The organism is Frankia sp. BMG5.60 (assembly GCF_059428125.1).
Window position 1 is genome coordinate 2,827,972 of record NZ_CM182091.1, and the last position, 18,955, is coordinate 2,846,926.

General features: G+C 73.5%; 13 protein-coding genes and 1 pseudogene. 5 read left to right on the forward strand and 9 right to left on the reverse strand.

What is annotated here, in order from left to right:
• Positions 1–326 precede the first annotated feature (326 nt).
• The 6 genes from AC5R91_RS11355 to AC5R91_RS11380 form a co-directional block, all read right to left on the reverse strand.
• Positions 327–761, reverse strand: a complete 435-nt coding sequence (locus AC5R91_RS11355) for a DUF5130 family protein (RefSeq protein ID WP_495397109.1) — start codon at positions 759–761, stop codon at positions 327–329.
• The gene (locus AC5R91_RS11360; protein WP_495397110.1) at positions 748–1,188 is read right to left on the reverse strand and encodes a hypothetical protein; all 441 of its coding nucleotides are present in this window, start codon (positions 1,186–1,188) and stop codon (positions 748–750) included. The genes AC5R91_RS11355 and AC5R91_RS11360 overlap by 14 nt, the downstream gene beginning before the upstream one ends.
• A gap of 10 nt (positions 1,189–1,198) precedes the next feature.
• On the reverse strand, positions 1,199–3,745 hold the full coding sequence (malQ, locus tag AC5R91_RS11365; RefSeq protein ID WP_495397112.1) for a 4-alpha-glucanotransferase: 2,547 nt from the start codon (positions 3,743–3,745) through the stop codon (positions 1,199–1,201).
• Complete coding sequence (locus AC5R91_RS11370; RefSeq protein ID WP_495397113.1) at positions 3,742–5,610, reverse strand: sensor histidine kinase; 1,869 nt, start codon at positions 5,608–5,610, stop codon at positions 3,742–3,744. Before AC5R91_RS11370 ends, malQ begins: the two co-directional genes overlap by 4 nt.
• A 59-nt stretch (positions 5,611–5,669) precedes the next feature.
• Positions 5,670–6,401 carry a response regulator transcription factor gene (locus AC5R91_RS11375; RefSeq protein WP_495397114.1) on the reverse strand — a complete coding sequence of 244 codons (732 nt, stop codon included), beginning with the start codon at positions 6,399–6,401 and terminating at the stop codon, positions 5,670–5,672.
• 179 nt (positions 6,402–6,580) lie between these two features.
• Positions 6,581–7,885, reverse strand: a complete 1,305-nt coding sequence (locus AC5R91_RS11380) for a mechanosensitive ion channel family protein (protein WP_495397115.1) — start codon at positions 7,883–7,885, stop codon at positions 6,581–6,583.
• Between the two features lie 403 nt (positions 7,886–8,288).
• Here AC5R91_RS11380 and AC5R91_RS11385 point away from each other — a divergent pair, with 403 nt between their 5' ends.
• Together AC5R91_RS11385 and AC5R91_RS11390 are read left to right on the forward strand one after the other, a co-directional pair.
• The gene (locus AC5R91_RS11385; RefSeq protein ID WP_009739884.1) at positions 8,289–8,804 is read left to right on the forward strand and encodes an HNH endonuclease; all 516 of its coding nucleotides are present in this window, start codon (positions 8,289–8,291) and stop codon (positions 8,802–8,804) included.
• Positions 8,805–8,866: 62 nt separating this feature from the next.
• Entirely contained in the window at positions 8,867–10,495 is a 1,629-nt protein-coding gene (locus AC5R91_RS11390) for an SDR family oxidoreductase (protein ID WP_495397116.1), read from the forward strand.
• A gap of 83 nt (positions 10,496–10,578) precedes the next feature.
• On the opposite strand, the pseudogene AC5R91_RS11395 reads toward AC5R91_RS11390, so the two are convergent.
• Positions 10,579–11,808 (reverse strand): annotated as a pseudogene (locus AC5R91_RS11395) (SpoIIE family protein phosphatase); the annotation flags it as partial.
• An 88-nt stretch (positions 11,809–11,896) separates the two neighbouring features.
• Between AC5R91_RS11395 and AC5R91_RS11400 the strand changes: the two are divergent.
• A complete protein-coding gene (locus tag AC5R91_RS11400; protein ID WP_495392250.1) occupies positions 11,897–13,144 on the forward strand; it encodes an IS4 family transposase in 1,248 nt (415 codons plus the stop codon).
• A gap of 216 nt (positions 13,145–13,360) precedes the next feature.
• Here AC5R91_RS11400 and AC5R91_RS11405 read toward each other — a convergent pair whose 3' ends face one another.
• The gene (locus AC5R91_RS11405; protein WP_495397117.1) at positions 13,361–14,419 is read right to left on the reverse strand and encodes a PP2C family protein-serine/threonine phosphatase; all 1,059 of its coding nucleotides are present in this window, start codon (positions 14,417–14,419) and stop codon (positions 13,361–13,363) included.
• A 485-nt stretch (positions 14,420–14,904) separates the two neighbouring features.
• Between AC5R91_RS11405 and AC5R91_RS11410 the strand changes: the two genes are divergently transcribed.
• Together AC5R91_RS11410 and AC5R91_RS11415 are read left to right on the forward strand one after the other, a co-directional pair.
• Positions 14,905–16,665 carry a glycoside hydrolase family 13 protein gene (locus tag AC5R91_RS11410; protein WP_495397118.1) on the forward strand — a complete coding sequence of 587 codons (1,761 nt, stop codon included), beginning with the start codon at positions 14,905–14,907 and terminating at the stop codon, positions 16,663–16,665.
• A gap of 19 nt (positions 16,666–16,684) precedes the next feature.
• Positions 16,685–17,119: a globin gene (locus AC5R91_RS11415; protein ID WP_495397946.1), complete on the forward strand. Its 435-nt coding sequence runs from the start codon at positions 16,685–16,687 to the stop codon at positions 17,117–17,119.
• A 137-nt stretch (positions 17,120–17,256) separates the two neighbouring features.
• Here the strand turns inward: AC5R91_RS11415 and ettA are convergent, their stop codons facing one another.
• A complete protein-coding gene (ettA, locus tag AC5R91_RS11420; protein WP_495397119.1) occupies positions 17,257–18,939 on the reverse strand; it encodes an energy-dependent translational throttle protein EttA in 1,683 nt (560 codons plus the stop codon).
• Between the last annotated feature and the right edge of the window lie 16 nt (positions 18,940–18,955).

Consider the following 18,955-nt stretch of genomic DNA (forward strand, 5'->3'; position numbering starts at 1 on the left):
TCTCGGCGAACCCGATCACGAGCGCGGAAGCAAAACTGGCGTAGCGCCGAAAAAGAACAGATAGTTCAAAAGGTACCGTCGGGTCCCACGGGTCCCACGGGTCGACCGCCCCGGACAGCGGGACGCCGAGCGACCCTGTGGAGGGGAAACCGATCCAGCGGACGCGAGGAGCCCGCGGTGGCGCAGCGGCCCGGGACGCAGCGGCCCGGGACGGGCACAAAACCGACGCGGCGCCCGCGGCGCGTGGCCGGCAGGCCGGTCGTCGCGCGCGTCAGGCGCGGACGAGCGAGTCGCCGGGGCCGATGGGCCCGGCGCGACTCGCCGCGTCAGTGGGCCGTCGGGCTACCGGCGGCGGGGGACGAGACGGGGAGGGCTGCGTGACCGGGGGCCGCGGGGCCGGCCGCCTCGCCGAGCTGGCGGATGCCGGTCGTGAGGCCGCCGACCAGATCGCCCAGCGAGAAGCTGGACGTCATCGTGAGCGCGGCGAGCCCGGACGCGGAGTCACTGATCCGTTTGCGGGCGGCCGGCGTGGTGGCGACCCGCACGAAGCACTGCCCCGGCGAGACGAGAATGAGCACGGCGGGATCCCGGGCGGGGTCCTCGACGAGGGTCGACAGGATCCGCTCCGCGGCGAGCCGCACGTCGCCGCGCACCGACCCGAGCCGGACACCGAAGCGGACGCCGCTGTGCTTCTGGGCGAGTTCCAACGCCCGGTTCAGCCGCTCAAGCTGCTCCGAGGTGAACGCCTCACCAGTTGCCACTGGCACCGCCCGCGCCGGGGACGGCCTTCTGAGCCCGCTCGCCCTCGATCTCCTCCGGCTTGGTGCCGATCCAGACCTCGTCGTGCTCCCAGGCCTGACCCGGCCGGTAGCGCGTCGGCCCGGTCCTGCGGCTGGACCAGGCGGCGAGCAGGATCGCGATCAGGAACCCGCCGACGATCGTGCCGCCGTAGATCCCCCAGGTCTGCAGGGCCGAGAGCGGATCGGGGTTGTACTTGGTCCCGATCTCCCCTGCGGAGGCGGCCGCCGCGAACACCGGCAGCGCGAAGAGCGTGAGGCCGCCGACGGTCAGCGCCCGGCGCAGGAAGGTGCCGCGCCGCGACGCCGGGCGCCCGCCCGGCCCTCGCGACGAATGGATCATACCGGCGAGGGGCAGCCAGCGGGACCAGCGCGGTTGACGAGGAGTCACGCAGCGAAGGTTACCGGGAAGTGGGTCTAGGGTCCTCTTTCAGGGGTGCCGACGGTCCCCGCGAGGGGGTGAGAAAGACCCCACCGGCAACGGATGCACCACGCACCTCGTCGACGCCACGCACCTCGTCGAGCAGCGCGCCGAGGCGCGCCACCGCGGGGTCGGTGCGCAGGCGTTCCACCGTGACCTCCTTGCCCTCGGCGTCGCGCACGGGCAGCCGCCAGTTGGGATAGGCGTCGACCGTCCCGGGCAGGTTGGGCTGGTGCAGGTCGCCGAGGGCGTCGCCGGGGGCGGCCAGCACGATGCGGCACGGCGAGCGCACCAGCAGTCGGTGCAGGGCGAAGGCGAGTTCGGTGCGGGTCGCCGGCGTGAACTGCGCGCCGTCCCCGGACACCTCGACCGGCCCGGCCAGCAGGCCCTCGGCTCGCAGCAGGTCGAGCAGCGCGTCCCGCTCGGCCCGCCAGCCGGCGGTCTCCGCCTCCTCGGACCGCCCGAGAAGGCCCAGCCCGGCCCGCAGCCGCACGTGCTCACCTTCGAGATAACCCGCCGCGGTGGGCAGGTCGTGCGTGGTGACGCTGGCCATCGTCGCCGCCCGGTACCGCGCCGGCGGCAGCGGGCGGCCGGAGTCGTCCTGCTCGAACCACAGCACCGTGGACCCGAGCACCCCCGTCCGCGCCAGCGTCGTCGCGACGGACGGCTCGACGGTGCCCAGGTCCTCGCCCACGACGACGGCACCGGTCCGCGCGGCCTCCAGGGCGACGAGCCCGAGCATCGCCTCGGCGTCATAGCGGACGTAGGTCCCGTTCGCCGCCCCGGCCCCCCGTGGGATCCACCACAGCCGGAACAGACCGAGGATGTGGTCGACCCGCAGGCCCCCGCCGCGGCGCAGCACTGCGGCCACCATCTGCCGGAACGGCGCGTACCCGGTGTCGGCCAGCGCCTGCGGTCGCCACGGCGGCAGTCCCCAGTCCTGGCCCTGCTGGTTGAACGTGTCGGGTGGGGCCCCCACCGTGGCGTCGACGGCGAGGACGTCCTGCAAGGCCCACGCGTCCGCCCCACCCGGATCGACCCCGACCGCGAGATCGTGCACGATCCCCGCGGCCATCCCGGCTCCGCGGGCGGCGGCCTGCGCCTCGGCGAGCTGGTCGTCGCAGCGCCGCTGCAGCCAGGTGTGAAACGCGATGCGGTCGGCCAGCTCGACGCGGGCGGCCGCGACGGCGGGTGTGCCGGGATGCGCGAGCTGGGCGGGCCACGCCCGCCAGTCCGGCCCGTGCCGCTCGGCCAGCGCGCACCAGGTCGCGAAGTCGGCCAGCCCCGGGATGGCCGCGTCACCGCCAGGTCCGCCGCCACTGCCGTCCGGGCCACCGCCGTCGGGCCCACCGCCGTCGGGCCCACCGGCCTCGGGGCCACCGGCCTCGGGGTCGCCGACGCCGCGCGCGGCCCGGAACAGCAGCTCGAGCGCGGCGGACTTCGCCCGCCACACGGCGTCGCGGTCGAGCAGGCCGTCCTGGCGGGCCTCGCGGGCGAGCTCGTCGACGGCGGCCCGCGTCCGCTCGTCGGCCCGCGCGTACTCGGGCGTCGCCTCGGGCCGCAGGTAGAGCGGCGCGGCGAAGCGGCGGCTGACCGGCGAGTAGGGCGACGCGGCGACTGGCAGCGTGGGGGCGGCGGCATGCAGGGGATTGACGAGCAGCACGTCCGCACCCGCCCGGCCGGACCAGTCCGCGAGATCGGCGAGGTCGGCGTAGTCGCCCATGCCCCAGGAGGACGCCGACCGCAGCGCATAAAGCTGGATCATCCAGCCCCAGGCCCGCGCCGGTTCGGCGAGCGGCGGGGGCCCGGGCACCGCGTCCGGCACGGCGACGAGCGCGCAGCGAAAGCGCTGCGCCCCCACCTCGACATGCAGCACGTGGTCGCCCAGCGGCAGCCCGGCGGGCAGGGCGAGCGGCCGGGCCTCCCACGGCTCGCCGTCGAGGGTACGGCGTTCGGCGGGCTCGCCCGGCGGGTCGAGGGGGATCCGCCGGCCGGTGTCGAGTTCCAGTTCGGCCTGCGCCACCGCGCCCACCGGCAGGTGCACGAGGACCGGGCGCGGCGCGGCGGCCGACACCACGGCGCAGGCCGGCAGCCGGCGCCGCCAGGGCGCCTCCCGGGCCGCGGTGAGGGCCGCCGCGGGGTCGCTCGGGTCGATCCCCAGCAGGCGCAGGGCCGCCCGCACGGTCTGCGGCGCGACCCGCACGAGCGCCCCCTCGGCGTCGCGGTACGCGGTCGCTACTCCGGACACCTCGGCAAGCTCGGCGAGCTCCCGGTCGGCCGGCCACGCCCCGGCCGGGTCCGCGAGCTCCACCTCCGTCAAAGCGCCGCCGGCGGCCCCGACGCCGGTCGCCTCAACGATGCCGGACTCAGCGATGCCGGACTCAGCGATGCCGGACTCAGGGCCGCCGGACTCAGGGCTGGTCGGTTCGGACGGCACGCCGCTGGGCGGCGCGGCCGGATCGCTGGAGACCGCCGCGCTGACGGAATGGTCGGGCGGCAGGGACCGGGCGGAATCGTCTGGGCTCACGCTCTCGGATTCTCACCGCGAGACCCGGCCGGCGACACACCGTCCGCCGGCGCGGAGGCAGGCGAGCCTGTGGTAGGAGCCCCGCCGGCCGGCGGCGCAGCCACTGCCCGCGGCTCGGCCGGGGACGGCCCGGCCACGGATGGCTCAGCCCGGCTCCAGGGCGAGGGGCCCGGGTCGAGGGCCGGCGGCGGCCGCCACACCAGGTCGGCGTCCGTGCCCGGCGCGCCGCCCGCAAAGGTCAACGCGTCCCGGGGGTCCGAGGGGTCGGGAGTCGCCAGCGGCAGCCGCATCCGCAGCAGCGCCCCGCCGCTCGGTGAACCCTCCGCGGTCACGGTGCCGCCGTGGGTCTGCACGGCGTCGGCGACGATCGCGAGGCCGAGCCCGGATCCCGGCAGCCCACGCGCCGACGTGGCCCGGTAGAACCGATCGAAGACCTGGGCCCGCTCCTGCGGGGCGATGCCCGGCCCGTCGTCGGCGACGGTGACCTCGCCGTCGCGGGTGCGCACCCGCACGACCGACGTCGGCGGGGAGAACTTCACCGCGTTGTCGAGCAGATTGGTGACGGCTCGTTCGAGCATGTTCGCCCGGCCGTCGACCGGGGAGCCCGCGGCGTCGACCTCGATCCGGATGCCCTTTCCGGTGGCGCGTCGACGCACCCGTTCCGCGGCGGCGGAGACGATCTCGGCCAGGTCGAGCCGCTCCACGTCCTCAGTGGGCAGTTCGTCCCGGGCGAGCTCGACGAGCTCGCTGACCAGCCCGGACAGCTCGCGCATCTGGGCGTCCACGTCGCGCAGCAGGGCCTCGCGGTCGGCCGCGGGCAGCGCGCGGTGCGGGTTCGCCTCGGCGCGCAGCAACAGCTCGATGTTGGTCCGCAGGCTGGTCAGGGGGGTGCGCAGCTCGTGGCTGGCGTCGTCGACGAGCTGGCGCTGGCGGGCTCTGGATGCCTCCAGCGCGCGCAGCATGCTGTTGAGGCTCTCCGCGAGCCGGGTGATCTCGTCGGCCCCGGTGACGGGAATCAGCGCCGAGAGGTCCTGAGTGCGGGCCACCTCCTCGGCGGCCGCGGCGGCGGCGTCGACGGGCTTCAGTGCCGCCCGGGCCACGATCCGCCCGGCCAGCGCCGAGCCGACGACCCCGACGACCCCGACGACGAGCAGCACCAGCCCGAGGTCGCGCAGAGTCCGGTCGACGTCGGTGGTCGGCCGGGCGAGCTGGAGCGCCCCGCCGGACGCCGGACGCTGCAGCGGGACCGTGACCAGCCGGTAGGACTGGCCGTCGACGGTGATCGTGCGCAGGTTCTGGGTCCGTTCCCGGCGGGCGACCTCGGCGTCGGCGGCGTCGACCGGGATCCGCACGCTGTTCCAGGACGACACGGCGTTCTGCAGCGGGTTGCCGGTGGCGTCGAGGAACTGACCCTCCAGTCCGAAGCTGAACGCCTGCAGGCCGAGTCCCAGGCCCAGCGAGTTGGTCTGGATGGTGTCCGCGGACGCCTCCGCCTGCTCGATGAGCTGGTCGTCGATGGCCTGGTTGAGAACGATGCTGGTGGCGCCGAGGGAGACCCCGGCGACCACCGCGACGGCGGCGGCCACCGCCATGCCGACGAGCAGCGCGAGCCGCGCCCGCAGGGTGAGCCGGCCCAACGGCGAGGAGAACCTGAGCCGGGCCCGCTGCCTCGGCCCGACCCGGCGGACGAATCCGTCGCGCCGGGCGGCGCCCCCCGGCGGGCCGGACTCGCCGCCGGCAGGGGCGCCGCCACCACCGACAGCGCCACCACCACCGACAGCGCCACCACCACCGACAGCGCCACCGCCACCGACAGCGCCAGCAGCGCCGGCACCGGCACCGGCGGGCGCCGGATAGGCCGGCATCGGCCGCCCCCAGGACGGCGGCGCCGCACCGCGTGCCGGCGGTCCTGCGCCGGCTCGCGTCACCCGCGGTCCCCCGCCGGCTCACGCAGCACGTAGCCGACGCCGCGCACGGTGTGCAGCAGCCGGGGTTCGCCGCCCGCTTCGAGTTTGCGTCGCAGGTAGCTCACGAAGACCTCCAGCGAGTTGGAGGTGGGGCCGAAGTCATAGCCCCAGACCCTTTCCATGATCATGGAGCGGGACAGCACCTGCCGCGGATGGCCGAGGAACAGCTCCAGCAGTTCGAACTCGGTCTTGGTCAGGGTCAGTTCGCGCTCGCCCCGGGTCACCTGCCGGCTGGCCTGATCCAGGCTCACGCCGCCGTAGCGCAGCACCGAGTCGGCGACCGCGCCCGACCCGCCGGCGCCGCCCGCTCCGGCGGCCCGGGCGGCGAGCGCCGCCCGGCGGGTCAGCGCCCGCAGCCGGGCGAACAGCTCCTCCAGGGCGAACGGCTTGACCAGGTAGTCGTCGGCGCCGACGTCGAGACCGCTGACCCGATCGGCCAGACCGTCACGCGCGGTCAGCATGAGCACCGGGACGTCGTCGCCGCGGGCCCGCAACTGGCGGCAGGTCTCCAGCCCGTCGATGCGAGGCATCATCACGTCGAGGACCACGATGTCCGGTTGGTCGCGGCACACCGCGTCGAGGGCTTCCACGCCGTCGACCGCGGTCCTCACCTCGTAGCCCTCGAACCGGAGCGAGCGTTCCAGGGACTCCCGGACAGCCGCGTCGTCGTCCACCACCAGTACCCGCACGGCTCCAGTCTGCCTGTGCGCGGTGGACAGGTGGATGGCCGCCGGGCCGTCTCAGGAACACCTACCGCGATCTTCAGGCCGGCTTCAGCCAGGCCGCCGGCCCCGGATCCCCGGCTACGACGGGGATCCGCCTGGTGGCGCGGCGGGGCGGCGGCGCGCGGCGAGGACCCCGGACGGGCTCACCCGGAGCGCGACGGGCTCGGCGGGTCCAGCCGCGGCCGCGGCAGGTCCTCGGTGATCGAGCCGCCCGGGCCACCACCCGCCTGCCCCGTCCCCGAGCCGTCGTCCTCGGCCTCGTCGTCGTTGCGCTCCTCCTCGTCGTCGTCGACCACCGTCACCTCGCTGCGCTGGACGGTGCCGAGAGCGATGCCGGCGTCGCCGAGCGCCGTGCGCACCCGCTCCCGCAGCTCGCGGGCCACCTCCCACTGCTTCAGCGGCTGAGTCTTGATCGCGAGGCGCAGGGAGTAGCCGTCGGCGGTCATGGTCTCCATGCCCCACACCTCCGGCTCGGCGAGGATGACGCTGCTCCACCGGGGGTCCGCCCACAGCTCGTCGGCGGTGCGGCCGAGCACCCGCTTGGCCTCGCTGACCTCGGTGTCGTAGTCGAGCGGGACGTCGAGCACGGTCCTTGCCCATTGCTGGCTCTTGTTGCCGATCCGAGTGATCTCGCCATTACGGACATACCAGACGGTGCCCTCGACATCACGCAACCTCGTCATCCGCAGGCTCACCGCCTCGACCGTGCCCGAGACGGCGCCGACATCGATGACGTCACCCACGCCGTACTGGTCTTCGAGCAGCATGAACATCCCGGACAGGAAGTCGCGGACGAGGTTCTGCGCGCCGAAACCGACGGCGATTCCCAGTACGCCCGCACTGGCGACGATGGGCGCGAGATTGATGCCCAGCTCGCCCAGGATGCTCAGGAATGCCAACCCGAAGACGAAGATGGACGTCACGCTGCGCAGCAGCGAACCGACCGTCGCGGCCCGCTGCCGGCGCCTTTCCATCAGCACCGTCGGATCCCCGAACGCGCCCAGCAGCGTCCCGGCGCGGGAACCGCGGAAGAGCCCACCGCCGCCGCCGGAACCGGCTCGTTCCGTGGTTCGCCGGATGAACCTGTGCAGCAGCGCCCGCACCACGAGGGCGATCAGCAGGATGAGGATGATCCTGATCGGGGTACCCAGGAACACCTCCGCGCCGGCGGCAAGATAGTTACTGTGCGTAGCGTTGTAGACGGTGCGGCAGAGCAGCCCGGGGCTGGTCCCGCAGGCGTCGCGCAGGGCGTTCGCGACCCCCTCGAACGAGACCAGCGGATCCGTGGTCGCCGACGGACTCGGCGAGGGCAGCGGGGTGGTCGCCGCGGCGGCGGACAGCGGGCCCGACGACACGGTGGGCGACGGCGAGGCGGACAGCAGCATCCCCAGGCCGGGGATGAGCGGTTGGGCCAGCAGGGACGGGGCGGGCGTCACGACGTCGGTCATCCTTCCTGTCAATTCCGTCGGTCATGGCGGTCGTGACATCCCCGCGGCGGCCGATTCGGCGGCCGGTGGCGCGCCCACGACCCCGGGGGCGACGATCGGAGATCAGTCTCGCCCATGGGAACGGCCCATCGGTGCCCGCCCCCGGACGGACCCGGCGGGCGACCACGCGCGGCCATGATGACCCCGCTCACATCAGATCGACGGAGAGTGGCCAAAAGCTCACCGATTGATGGGCAGAGAGTGACAAAGGCCACCAGATATGTGCAGCGCCACGGCACGAAAGCCGATGACCATGCAAACAGGCTCGCGTTCTGCCGCCGAAGACGGTTGACTGTCCATTGTCACCGGAGACGCTTGGGCAGAACGGCCCGTAAAGGGCCCTCGGTGGGCAGGAGGTCGGCGCGTGGCAGAGGCGCTGGTTCTCAATGCCACGTACGAGCCTCTGTGCGTGGTGTCGCAAAGACGCGCGCTCGTGCTGGTCCTGACCGACAAGGCCGTGATGGTCGAATCGGCGGGCCAGGTACTTCGGTCCTCGACGACGTCCGTCGACGTCCCGATCGTGGTCCGGTTAGCGCGTTTCGTCCGGGTGCCATACCGCTCGCAGGTCCCGCTGACCCGCAAGGGGGTCCTGGCGCGCGATCATCACCGGTGCGTGTACTGCAATGCGCCGGCAACATCGTTGGACCATGTCATTCCGCGCTCCCGAGGGGGCGCTCACGTGTGGGAGAACGTCGTGGCGGCCTGCGGTCGCTGCAACCATGTCAAAGCCGACCGCGCCGTGGCTGATCTTGGCTGGCGGCTCCGCACGGCTCCCCGAGCGCCGAGCGGAGCCGCTTGGCGCATTCTGGGGTCCCGGCGGATGGATCCGCGCTGGTCGGCCTACCTGAGCACGGATGTGACCGAGGCCGCCTCGGCCTGAGGCACCCGACCCCACCCGACCGGTCCCGGGTACGCGTCGTCGGCGCTGGGCAGGTAGCCGGTGTGCGCATCCTCGTGACGGGGGCGACCGGCTACATCGGCGGCCGGCTGGCCCCCCGCCTGCTCGACCAGGGGCACGACGTGCGGGCGATGACCCGCGACCCGGCGCGGTTGCGCGGCGTTCCCTGGGCTGCCCGGGCGCAGGTGGTCCAGGCCGACGCCCGCGACCCGGCCTCCCTGCCGGCGGCGATGGCGGGTGTCGAGGTCGCCTACTACCTCATCCACTCCATCGACTCCGGTGGCGACTTCTCCGCGGTGGATCGCCAGGCGGCGAGCGCCTTCGCCGCCGCCGCCCACGTGGCCGGGGTACGGCGCATCGTCTACCTCGGCGGGCTGAGCCCGGCGGGTGGCGAGGAGGGCCTGTCCGCGCACCTGAGCTCCCGCCAGGAGGTCGCGAGGATCCTGCTGGACTCCGGGATCCCCACCATCGTGCTACGGGCGGCGGTCATCATCGGCAGCGGCAGCGCGTCGTTCGAGATGCTGCGCTACCTCACCGAACGGCTGCCGGTGATGCTGACCCCCCGCTGGGTGCGCACCCGCATCCAGCCGATCGCGGTCCGGGACGTGCTGTACTACCTGATCGGGGCGCTCAGGGTGCCCGCGGAGGTCAACCAGTCCTTCGACGTGGGCGGCCCGGACATCCTGACCTATGCGGAGATGATGCAGCGTTTCGCGGCGGTGGAGGGGCTGCGCAGGCGGGCCATCATCCCGGTGCCGGTGCTGTCCCCCGGGTTGTCCTCGCTGTGGGTCGGCGTGGTCACCCCGGTACCCAAGGCCATCGCGAAGCCCCTGGTCCGGTCGCTGCGTACCGAGGTCGTCGTCCGCGACGAGCACGCGGTCCGCCGGTGGATCCCGGACCCGCCGGACGGGCTGATGCCCTTCGACACCGCGGCCGCCTATGCCCTCGCCCGCGTCCGTGAACGCGGCGTCGAGACCCGCTGGTCGACGGCGGTCTGGCCGACCCGCTCCCCCGCCCGAATCCTGCGGCGGGCCGTCTCGCCGAAGCCGGCCGGGACCGCCTTGACGGCCGGGACCCTGCCGCCGTCGAGCCTGGGGACCGCGGCGGGGCGCGGCGGCGTGACCTGCGCTCCCCGACCGCCCGGCGAGCCGACCTTCACGGACCCGCACTGGACGGGCGGGGCGCTCTACGTCGACGAGCGCAGCATGCCGGTGGCCGCCCCACCGAATCGGCTCTGGCGGGTCATCGAGGGCATCGGCGGCGAGAACGGCTGGTACTCGTGGCCGCTGGCCTGGTCGGCCCGCGGCTGGCTGGACATCGTGCTGGGCGGCGTCGGCCTGCGTCGCGGCCGGCGGGACCCGCAGCGGGTGCACGTCGGGGAGGCGCTGGACTTCTGGCGCGTCGAGGAGATCGAGCCCGGCCGGCTGCTGCGGTTGCGCGCGGAGATGAAGATGCCCGGCGACGGCTGGCTGGAGCTGCGTGCCGCCGTCGGCGACGACGGCGGCACGGTCTACCGGCAGCGGGCGATCTTCCTGCCTCGCGGGCTGCCCGGCCAGCTCTACTGGTGGGCGGTCAGTCCCTTCCACGCGGCCGTGTTCGGCGGCATGCTGCGCAACATCGTGCGCACCGCCGAGGCGACGCAGGTGTCCCCCGCAGCGACCGCCCGCCGCTGAGGCCCGGACTGGAGCGAGGACCCGGACGGCAGCGAGGACCCGCACGGCAGCAAGGGGCCGGGTGGCAGCAAGGGGCCGGGTGGTCAGGTCCAGCCCCGGCCCTGGGCCGGCGGGTCGGGGGGAAACGGCCCGTGCCCCGGGGGATCCATCAGCGGCGGCGGTTCGGATCCGGCCGGCAGCCGGCCCCCGACGCCACGTCCCGGCAGGTCGGGGATCTCGATGTCGAACCAGACCCGCTTGCCGCCCGGGGTGGTCTCGACTCCCCAGGCCAGCGACAGCGCCTCCACCAGCAGCAGGCCCCAGCCCGACTCGGGATCGGGCTTGTTCGCCGCCGCCGCGCCCGGACGCGGCAGGTGGCCGCCTTCGCGGTCCTCGACGCTGATCCGCAGCCGACCCGGCTCCAACGACGCCCGCAGCACCAGGTCGCTGCGCGCGTGCAGGACCGCGTTCGTCACCACCTCGCTGACCAGCAGGGTCGCGTCCTCGACCGAGGTGATGCCGTAGTCGAGCATGACGTCGCGCATGGCCATCCGGGCCTGCCCCGCCGAGGCGGCCACCGCGGGCAGCGCCAGTTCGAGCAGCGGCGGGTTCACCGCCTGGGTGGTCAGCACCACCATGGCTGTGTCGTCGTCGGTGCGGGCCGGCAGGTCGGCGGCGATCAGGCACCGTTCGAGCAGCGAACGGGCCGTCTCCTCGGCCGGGCCCTCGCCGGTGCCGGCGACCGTGTCCGGACCGAACCAGCTCCGCGCGGCGAAGCTGTCACCGCGGGCCCGGCGGCGCCGGTCGGCCCCGGCGCGACGTTCGCCCCCGGTACGCCGGTCCGGGCCGGTGCGCCGGTCCCGGCCGCTGCGGCGGTCGGCCATGCCCCGCGGCGGGCCGAGGGAGGGCCCGGGCGCCCGCCGATCGACCCAGGCGCCGGTCGACGCCTCGCCGGGCCTGTCGGAGCCGCCGGCCGGGCTGCCGTCCGCCGCGCCCCCCTGGGCAGCGTCGCCGGGGTTGCCGCTCGCCGCGGCCTGGCCGGCCCGCGCGGCGGCGACCCGGGCGCGCTGCTCGGTCAACCCGCGGCGCAGGTTCTCCAGGCCGTCGACCAGCGGCCGGCGCCGCGATTCCACCAGGCCGTCGGTGAACATGACCAGCGCCGAGCCCGGCGGCAGCGTCACCGTCGTCTCGCTGAAGCCGCCGCCCTCGCCGACGCCGAGCGGCAGGCCGGGGTCGAGCACGAGGTAGTCCGGGTCCTCGTCGGGCAGGATCACCAGCGGGGCGGGGTGCCCGGCGTTGGCGATGGTCACCCGGCCGGTGTGTCGGTCGTAGACCCAATGCCACTTCCACTATTTGGATCTTGACTGGTTGCGGTGTGTCGGTTCGGGTGGTTCTGCCTGGTTGGCGGCATGATCGTGGGCTGTGACGGACACGGGTAGCCAGCTGATGGACTGGATCTCGTTGGGGGTCCTGACGTCGTTCGTGTCGCGGGATGCGGTCGACGAGGCGATCGAGGCGACCGGGACGGGTGCCCGGCGCAGCGACACGACGATCCCGCCGCGGGTCGCGGTCTACTTCGTGATGGCGCTCGCGTTGTTCGCGGACGACGACTACGAGGCGGTCGCGCGCCGGCTCGCTACCACGCTTGACGATCTCGACGTGGTCGGGCCGCGATGGGAACCGACCTCGGGCGGGCTGACCAAAGCCCGCCAGCGGCTCGGTGCGGCACCGCTGGCGGAACTGTTCTCGCAGGTCGCCGGGCCGGTCGCGGACCTCGACACGGTCGGGGCGTTCCTCGGCCCGTGGCGGCTGATGAGTATCGACGGACTGGAGTGGGACGCGCCCGCCTCGGCGGAGAACATCGCCGCGTTCGGCCTGCCCGCGGGCCGCGACGGCGCGCCGGGGGCGCTGCCGAAGGTCCGCGCCCTCACCGTGTCCGAGTGCGCCTCGCACGCGCCGGTGCTGGCCGTGCTCGGCCCGGCCGGCGGCGCGAAGCCCGCCAGCGAGCAGGCCCTGGCCCGCACCCTGTACCCACGGCTGGCCGAACGCTGGCTTCTGCTCGCGGACCGCAACTTCTACTCCTGGACCGACTGGTGCACGGCCGCGGACACCGGCGCGGCACTGCTGTGGCGGGTCAAGGCCAGCCTGCGGCTGCCGCCGCTGCGCGCGTTGTCCGACGGCTCGTACCTGACGGTCCTGGTCAACCCGAAGATCACCGGGAAGGCGCGGGACGCCCTGGTCGCCGCGGCCCGCGCCGGTGAGGTACTCGACCCGGCGAAGGCCCGCTACGCCCGTCTCGTCGAGTACGACGTGCCCGACCGGGACGGCGACGGGAAACACGAGGTCATCGCCCTGCTCACCACGATCCTCAACCCACGCGACGCGACCGCGTCCGCGCTGGCCGGGGCCTACCGGCAGCGCTGGGAACACGAGACCGGTAACAGGCAGCTCAAGACCTACCTACGCGGCCCGGGGAAGGTCCTGCGCTCGAAGCACCCCGACACCGTCTACCAGGAGATCTACGGCTACCTGCTCACCCACCACGCGATCAGCGCGCTGACCTGCCAGGCCGCGACCGCCGCCGGGATCGACCCCGACCGGATCAAGTTCAAGCGCACTGTCAGGATCATCCGGGACCGGGTCGCCACCGACCCGGCTTTTTCCCCCTGACCAGCGGGCACGCACCCAAGGCGAGATCGCCACCGACATCACCCGACCGACCCGGCTCAACACCCGCCGCGAACGCACCTACCCCCACGTCGTCCGCCGAGCCCGCCACAACCAGTACCCGGTCAAGAAACCCGGCCAGCACGGCATCCGCCACCATGCCCCGCCCACGATCAGACTCGCCAACCCGGTGAAACCCCAGGTCACAGCTTGATCAACTTAGCGGAAGTGGCATTGGTCGTAGACCGCATAGATGCAGGTCGCGAGCTGCAGGCCGGGCAGCAGGCCGACGACCCGATCCAGCCGGGTGAGGACCTCCGCGGGGCACCAGTCCTCCAGCGCGTAGGCCCGCAGCGCCGCGCGGAGCTGGCCCATCACCGCGGCGGCCCGCAGCCCGCGGCCCATCACGTCGCCGATGGCGACCCCCACCCGGCCGCCGGACAGCGGGATCACGTCGTAGAGGTCGCCGCCGACCTCGGTACCCGCCGTCCCCGGCCGGTACTCCATGGCGATCTCGACGCCCTCGAGGGCGGGCGGATGGGCGGGCAGCAGCGAGCGCTGCAGGGTCAACGCGGACTCCTGGGCCTCCTTGAATCGCTGGGCGTTCTCCAGCGCGAGGGCGCCGCGGCGGGCCAGGTCCTCCAGCAGAGCGACCTCGGCGTTGCTGTAGAAGCCCTCGCGGCGGCCGACGGTGATGGCGCCGAGGATCCGCCCGTGCGTCGACAGCGGCACGTTCACCGTCGGTCCGCCCTGGATGCGGCGGAACTGCTGGTACGCGAGCTCGTGCGGGAACGACAGCGTGGCTCGCAGTTTGTCGAAGTCGGGCAGGCAGTAGGTCTGCCCGTTGCGCAGCACGACGCCGGGCGGGAACTCGTCGGCGAGCGTGGGCGGGCGGGTGGCGACGATCGCCCGCATAATCTTGTCGACTTTCGGGTCGACGAAAACGGTGGCCCCCAACCGCACGTCGTCGCCTTCACGCACCCAGACCATCGCCCCAGTGCCGAAGCGGGGCACCGCCAGCCCGGCGAGCAGGTCGGGGACGTGTTCCGGATCGAGGGTCCCGCCGAGGACGAGCCCGGCGTCGGCGAGGAACGACGCCGGCGAGCCGTCCGACCCGCCCCGGCCATCGCCGCCCGGGCCACCCCACAGCACGCGGGCGATCCCCCGGGCACCGCGCAGCCCCGCGGACGCCGAGCGGCGCACCTGCTGCGACATCCGGGCGGCCGCCTGCGAACTCAGGGCAATTCCGGCGTCCGCCGCGGCGACGATCGCGGACATGCCGGTCGAACTCCCGGTGACGGGTTCGGACGTCGGGGCTGGATCCCCCCGCCCCCGACCGAATCCGACTCCCGGGACTGCGCCGTAACGGCCAGTCACCTGGTCCACCCGCGGAAGTCTAGTTCGGTAACCGGATATCGCGCATCGCGAGAATGTCGACCCGAGCCGGGAGCGGTACCCCATCGCCATCCCTTCGCGCACTCAAGCCGGGTTTGCCGCCGCCGAACCGTCGCCGGAGGAGCATGTGTCGCAACGGTGCAGCCGTCCGACCGTCCGCGTCCGGAGGGTGGCGGCGGTGAGGCAACCCGGGGCATCGAGTCCGGTCGGGGCGGTGGGTCCGGACAGGGTGGACCGGGCGGGGTCGAGGTGCTCGGTGCGCCGCCGCAGGCCGGGACGGCCGGCGGAGCTGTCGGCGTCCCGGCGTCGGCGACGGCGCCCGGGTGGGTATCGGTCCTAGCAGGACCAGGGGCATCAGAAAGGATCACATGGGGATACATCATTCCAGCACTGACTATTCCACGATTGGATCGAGTTCTGGTAACAGGGGGGAAACCCCCCGTTCGTCTCCGGCCGGCGTTGGCAACCGGGACGCCGGATGGTGGCGGCGGGCCGTGCTGTACGAGGTGTATCTGCGCAGCTTCGCCGACTCCGACGGCGACGGCGTCGGTGACCTCACCGGTCTGCGCCAGCACCTGCCGGCCCTCGCCGAGCTGGGCGTGGACGCCCTGTGGATCACCCCCTTCTACCCGTCGCCGATGGCCGACCACGGCTACGACGTCGCCGACCACCGCGAGGTCGACCCCCTGTTCGGCAGCCTCGCCGATGTCGACGCGCTGCTCACCGACGCCGCCGACGCCGGTCTCGCCGTCCTCGTCGATCTGGTCCCGAACCATTCCAGCTCGGCGCATCCGGCCTTCCGCGCGGCGCTGGCGGCCCCGGCGGGCGGACCCGAGCGGGAGTTGTACATCTTCCGGGACGGGCGGGGACCGGACGGCGGCGAGCCCCCGAACAACTGGGTGTCCGTCTTCGGCGGTCCGGCCTGGACCCGGGTCGCCGACGGCCAGTGGTACCTGCACCTGTTCGACGCCGAGCAACCCGACTGGAACTGGGACCATCCCGCGGTACGGGCCGATCACGAGGCGACCCTGCGCTTCTGGCTCGACCGGGGCGTCGACGGCTTCCGCATCGACGTCAGCCACGGCCTGGTCAAGGACGGCGAGCTGCGCGACAACCCACCCGGGCCGGCGATCGACGACAGCGGGTTTCGGGAGGATGGCGAACCGCGGGTCTGGGACCAGGACGGCGTGCACGAGATCTACCGGACCTGGCGGGCGATCACCGACGAGTACACCCTCCGGGACGGCCGGCCCCGGGTGCTGATCGGGGAGACCTGGGTACGCGACCCGGCGCGCCTGGCCCGGTACGTCCGCCCCGACGAGCTGCACCTGACGTTCTCGTTCTCCCTGCTGACCATCCCGTGGTCGGCGCCGGACTGGCGGACGGTGATCGACGCCGAACGCGCGGCGCTCGCGGCGGTCGGCGCGCCGGCCACCTGGGTGCTGGCCAACCACGACGTGGTGCGTCCGGTGACCCGCTACGGGGGCGGGGAGGTCGGCACCCGCCGCGCCCGGGCGGCGCTGCTGACCCTGCTCGCGCTACCCGGCGTCGCCGTGCTCTACCAGGGCGACGAGCTGGCGCTGCCGCAGGCCGACGTGCCGCCGGCGGCGCGCCAGGACCCGGCGTGGACCCGTTCGAGAGGCACGGTGGCGGGCCGGGACGGCGCCCGCGTGCCGCTGCCCTGGTCCGGCGACGCGCCGCCGTACGGGTTCACCACGGGCGGCGTCGAGCCGTGGCTGCCGCAGCCGGCCGACTGGGCCGGGTTCGCGATGCTCACCCAGGCCGAAGATCCGATGTCGACGTGGCTGCTCATCCGCGGGGCGCTCGCGCTGCGCCGGGCCCTGCCGCACCTGCGCGGCGACGAGCTGCGCTGGCGCGACGACGCACCCGCGGGCTGTCTCGCCTTCGACCGGACGACCGCCGAACAGACGACCACCGAACGGGCGACCCCGGGGGCGCCCACCTCGGTGGGGACGGCGCGTATGACGTGCGTGACGGCGATGGGACGCGAGGTGACGATCGTCCTGAGCGGCCGGCTGGTGCTCGCGAGCGGACCTGTGGGTTACGACGGCGCGACGCTGACCCTGCCGCCGGACACCACGGCATGGATCGCACCCCGTGCGGGCTGAGAGCGTATCGGCGGGCCGGATGCATGCCAATGTGACGCACAATGGAGGCGTGAGCCAGCCCCGCACACCGGCCCAGCCCACGACGACCTTCTTCGATGCGGTCGGCGGAGAGCCGACGTTCCGCACGCTGGTCGCGCGGTTCTACCAGGGGGTGGCGAACGATCCGGTGTTGCGTCCGCTGTACCCGGAGGAGGATCTGGCCGGGGCGGAAGATCGCTTGCGCCTGTTCCTCATCCAGTACTGGGGCGGCCCGAGCGACTACCAGGAGCTGCGGGGGCACCCGCGGCTGCGGATGCGGCACGTGCCGTTCGCGATCGGCCCGGCACAGCGCGACGCCTGGCTCGTCGTGATGCGCGCGGCGGTCGACTCCCTGAACCTGCCGCCCGATCAGTACAAGACGCTCTGGGACTACCTGCAGATGGCGGCGAACTCGCTGCAGAACCGCGCCGACTGAGCCCGCCGACCGAGCTCACCGTGTGAGCCGCCGACAGGGCCCGCCGTCTGGGCCCGCCGTCTGGACCCGCCGACACGGTCGCCCGCCGACGCCGCCGCCGCCCGTGCTGGCTTCCCGGCCCGGGCGGCGGCGGAACGTCAGTCGCGCGTGAGCTTGCGGTAGGTGACGCGGTGCGGGCGGGCGGCCTCCTGGCCGAGCCGCTCGATCTTGTTGGCCTCGTAGTCGGCGAAGTTGCCCTCGAACCAGAACCAGCGGGCCGGGTCCTCGTCGGTGCCTTCCCAGGCGAGGATGTGGGTGGCGACCCGGTCGAGGAACCAGCGGTCGTGGGAGACGACCACGGCGCAGCCGGCGAACTCCAGCAGCGCGTCCTCCAGCGACCGCAGGGTCTCCACGTCGAGGTCGTTGGTGGGCTCGTCGAGGAGTAGGACATTGCCGCCGCGCTTGAGGGTCAGGGCGAGGTTGAGCCGGTTGCGCTCGCCGCCGGACAGCACGCCGACGGGCTTCTGCTGGTCGGGACCCTTGAACCCGAACGACGACACGTACGCCCGGCTGGGGAAGTCGACCTTGCCGACGACGATGTGGTCGAGGCCGTCGGAGACGACCTGCCAGACGTTCTTCTTCGGGTCGAGGCCGGCCCGGGACTGGTCGACGTAGGCGATGTCGACGGTGTCCCCGATGACAAGGCTGCCCGCGTCGGGGGTCGCCTGCCCGGTGAGCATCGTGAACAGCGTGGTCTTGCCGACCCCGTTGGGGCCGATCACGCCGACGATGCCGCCACGCGGCAGGGTGAACGACAGCTCGTCGATGAGCGGACGGCCGTCGAACCCCTTGGCCAGGCCCTTGGCCTCGATGACCTGGTTGCCCAGCCTCGGGCCGGGCGGGATCTGGATGTCCTCGAAGTCGCGCGGGCGAGCCCGGTCCGCCTCGGCGGCCAGCTCCTCGTAGCGGGACAGGCGTGACTTGCTCTTGGTCTGGCGGGCCTTCGGGTTGGAGCGGACCCACTCGAGCTCCTGGGCGAGGACCCGGCGCCGCTTGGCGTCCTTCTGGCCCTCGACCTTGAGCCGGGCCGCCTTGGCCTCCAGGTAGGTGGTGTAGTTGCCCTCGTAGGCGTGGGCGCGACCCCGGTCGAGCTCGAGAATCCAGCCGGCGACGTTGTCGAGGAAGTACCGGTCGTGGGTGACGGCGAGCACGGCGCCGGCGTAGCGGGCCAGGTGCTGCTCGAGCCAGGCGACGCTCTCCGCGTCGAGGTGGTTGGTCGGCTCGTCGAGCAGCAGCAGGTCGGGCGCCTCGAGCAGCAGCTTGCACAGGGCGACCCGGCGCCGCTCGCCGCCGGACAGCAGCGACACGTCGGCGTCGCCCGGGGGCAGTCGCAGCGCGTCCATCGCCTGGTCGAGCTGGCTGTCGAGCTCCCAGGCGTTGCCGGCCTCGATCTTGTCGATGAGCTCGGCCTGCTCGGTGAGCAGCGAGTCGAAGTCCGCGTCGGGCGCGGACATCTTCTCGTTGATCTCCTCGTAGCGGGCGAGCACCCGGCGGATCTCGCGCACGCCGTCCTCGACGTTGCCGCGGACGTCCTTGGTCTCGTCGAGCGTCGGCTCCTGGGCGAGCATGCCCACGGAGTAGCCGGGGCTGAGGATCGCCTCGCCGTTGCTGGGCTGGTCGAGCCCAGCCATGATCTTGAGCAGGGTCGACTTCCCCGCCCCGTTCGGACCGACCACCCCGATCTTCGCTCCGGGCAGGAATGCCAGGGTCACGTCATCGAGGATGACCTTGTCACCGTGGGCCTTGCGCGCTTTGCGCAACTGGAAGACGTACTGCGCCATGTCGTCAACCCTAGGG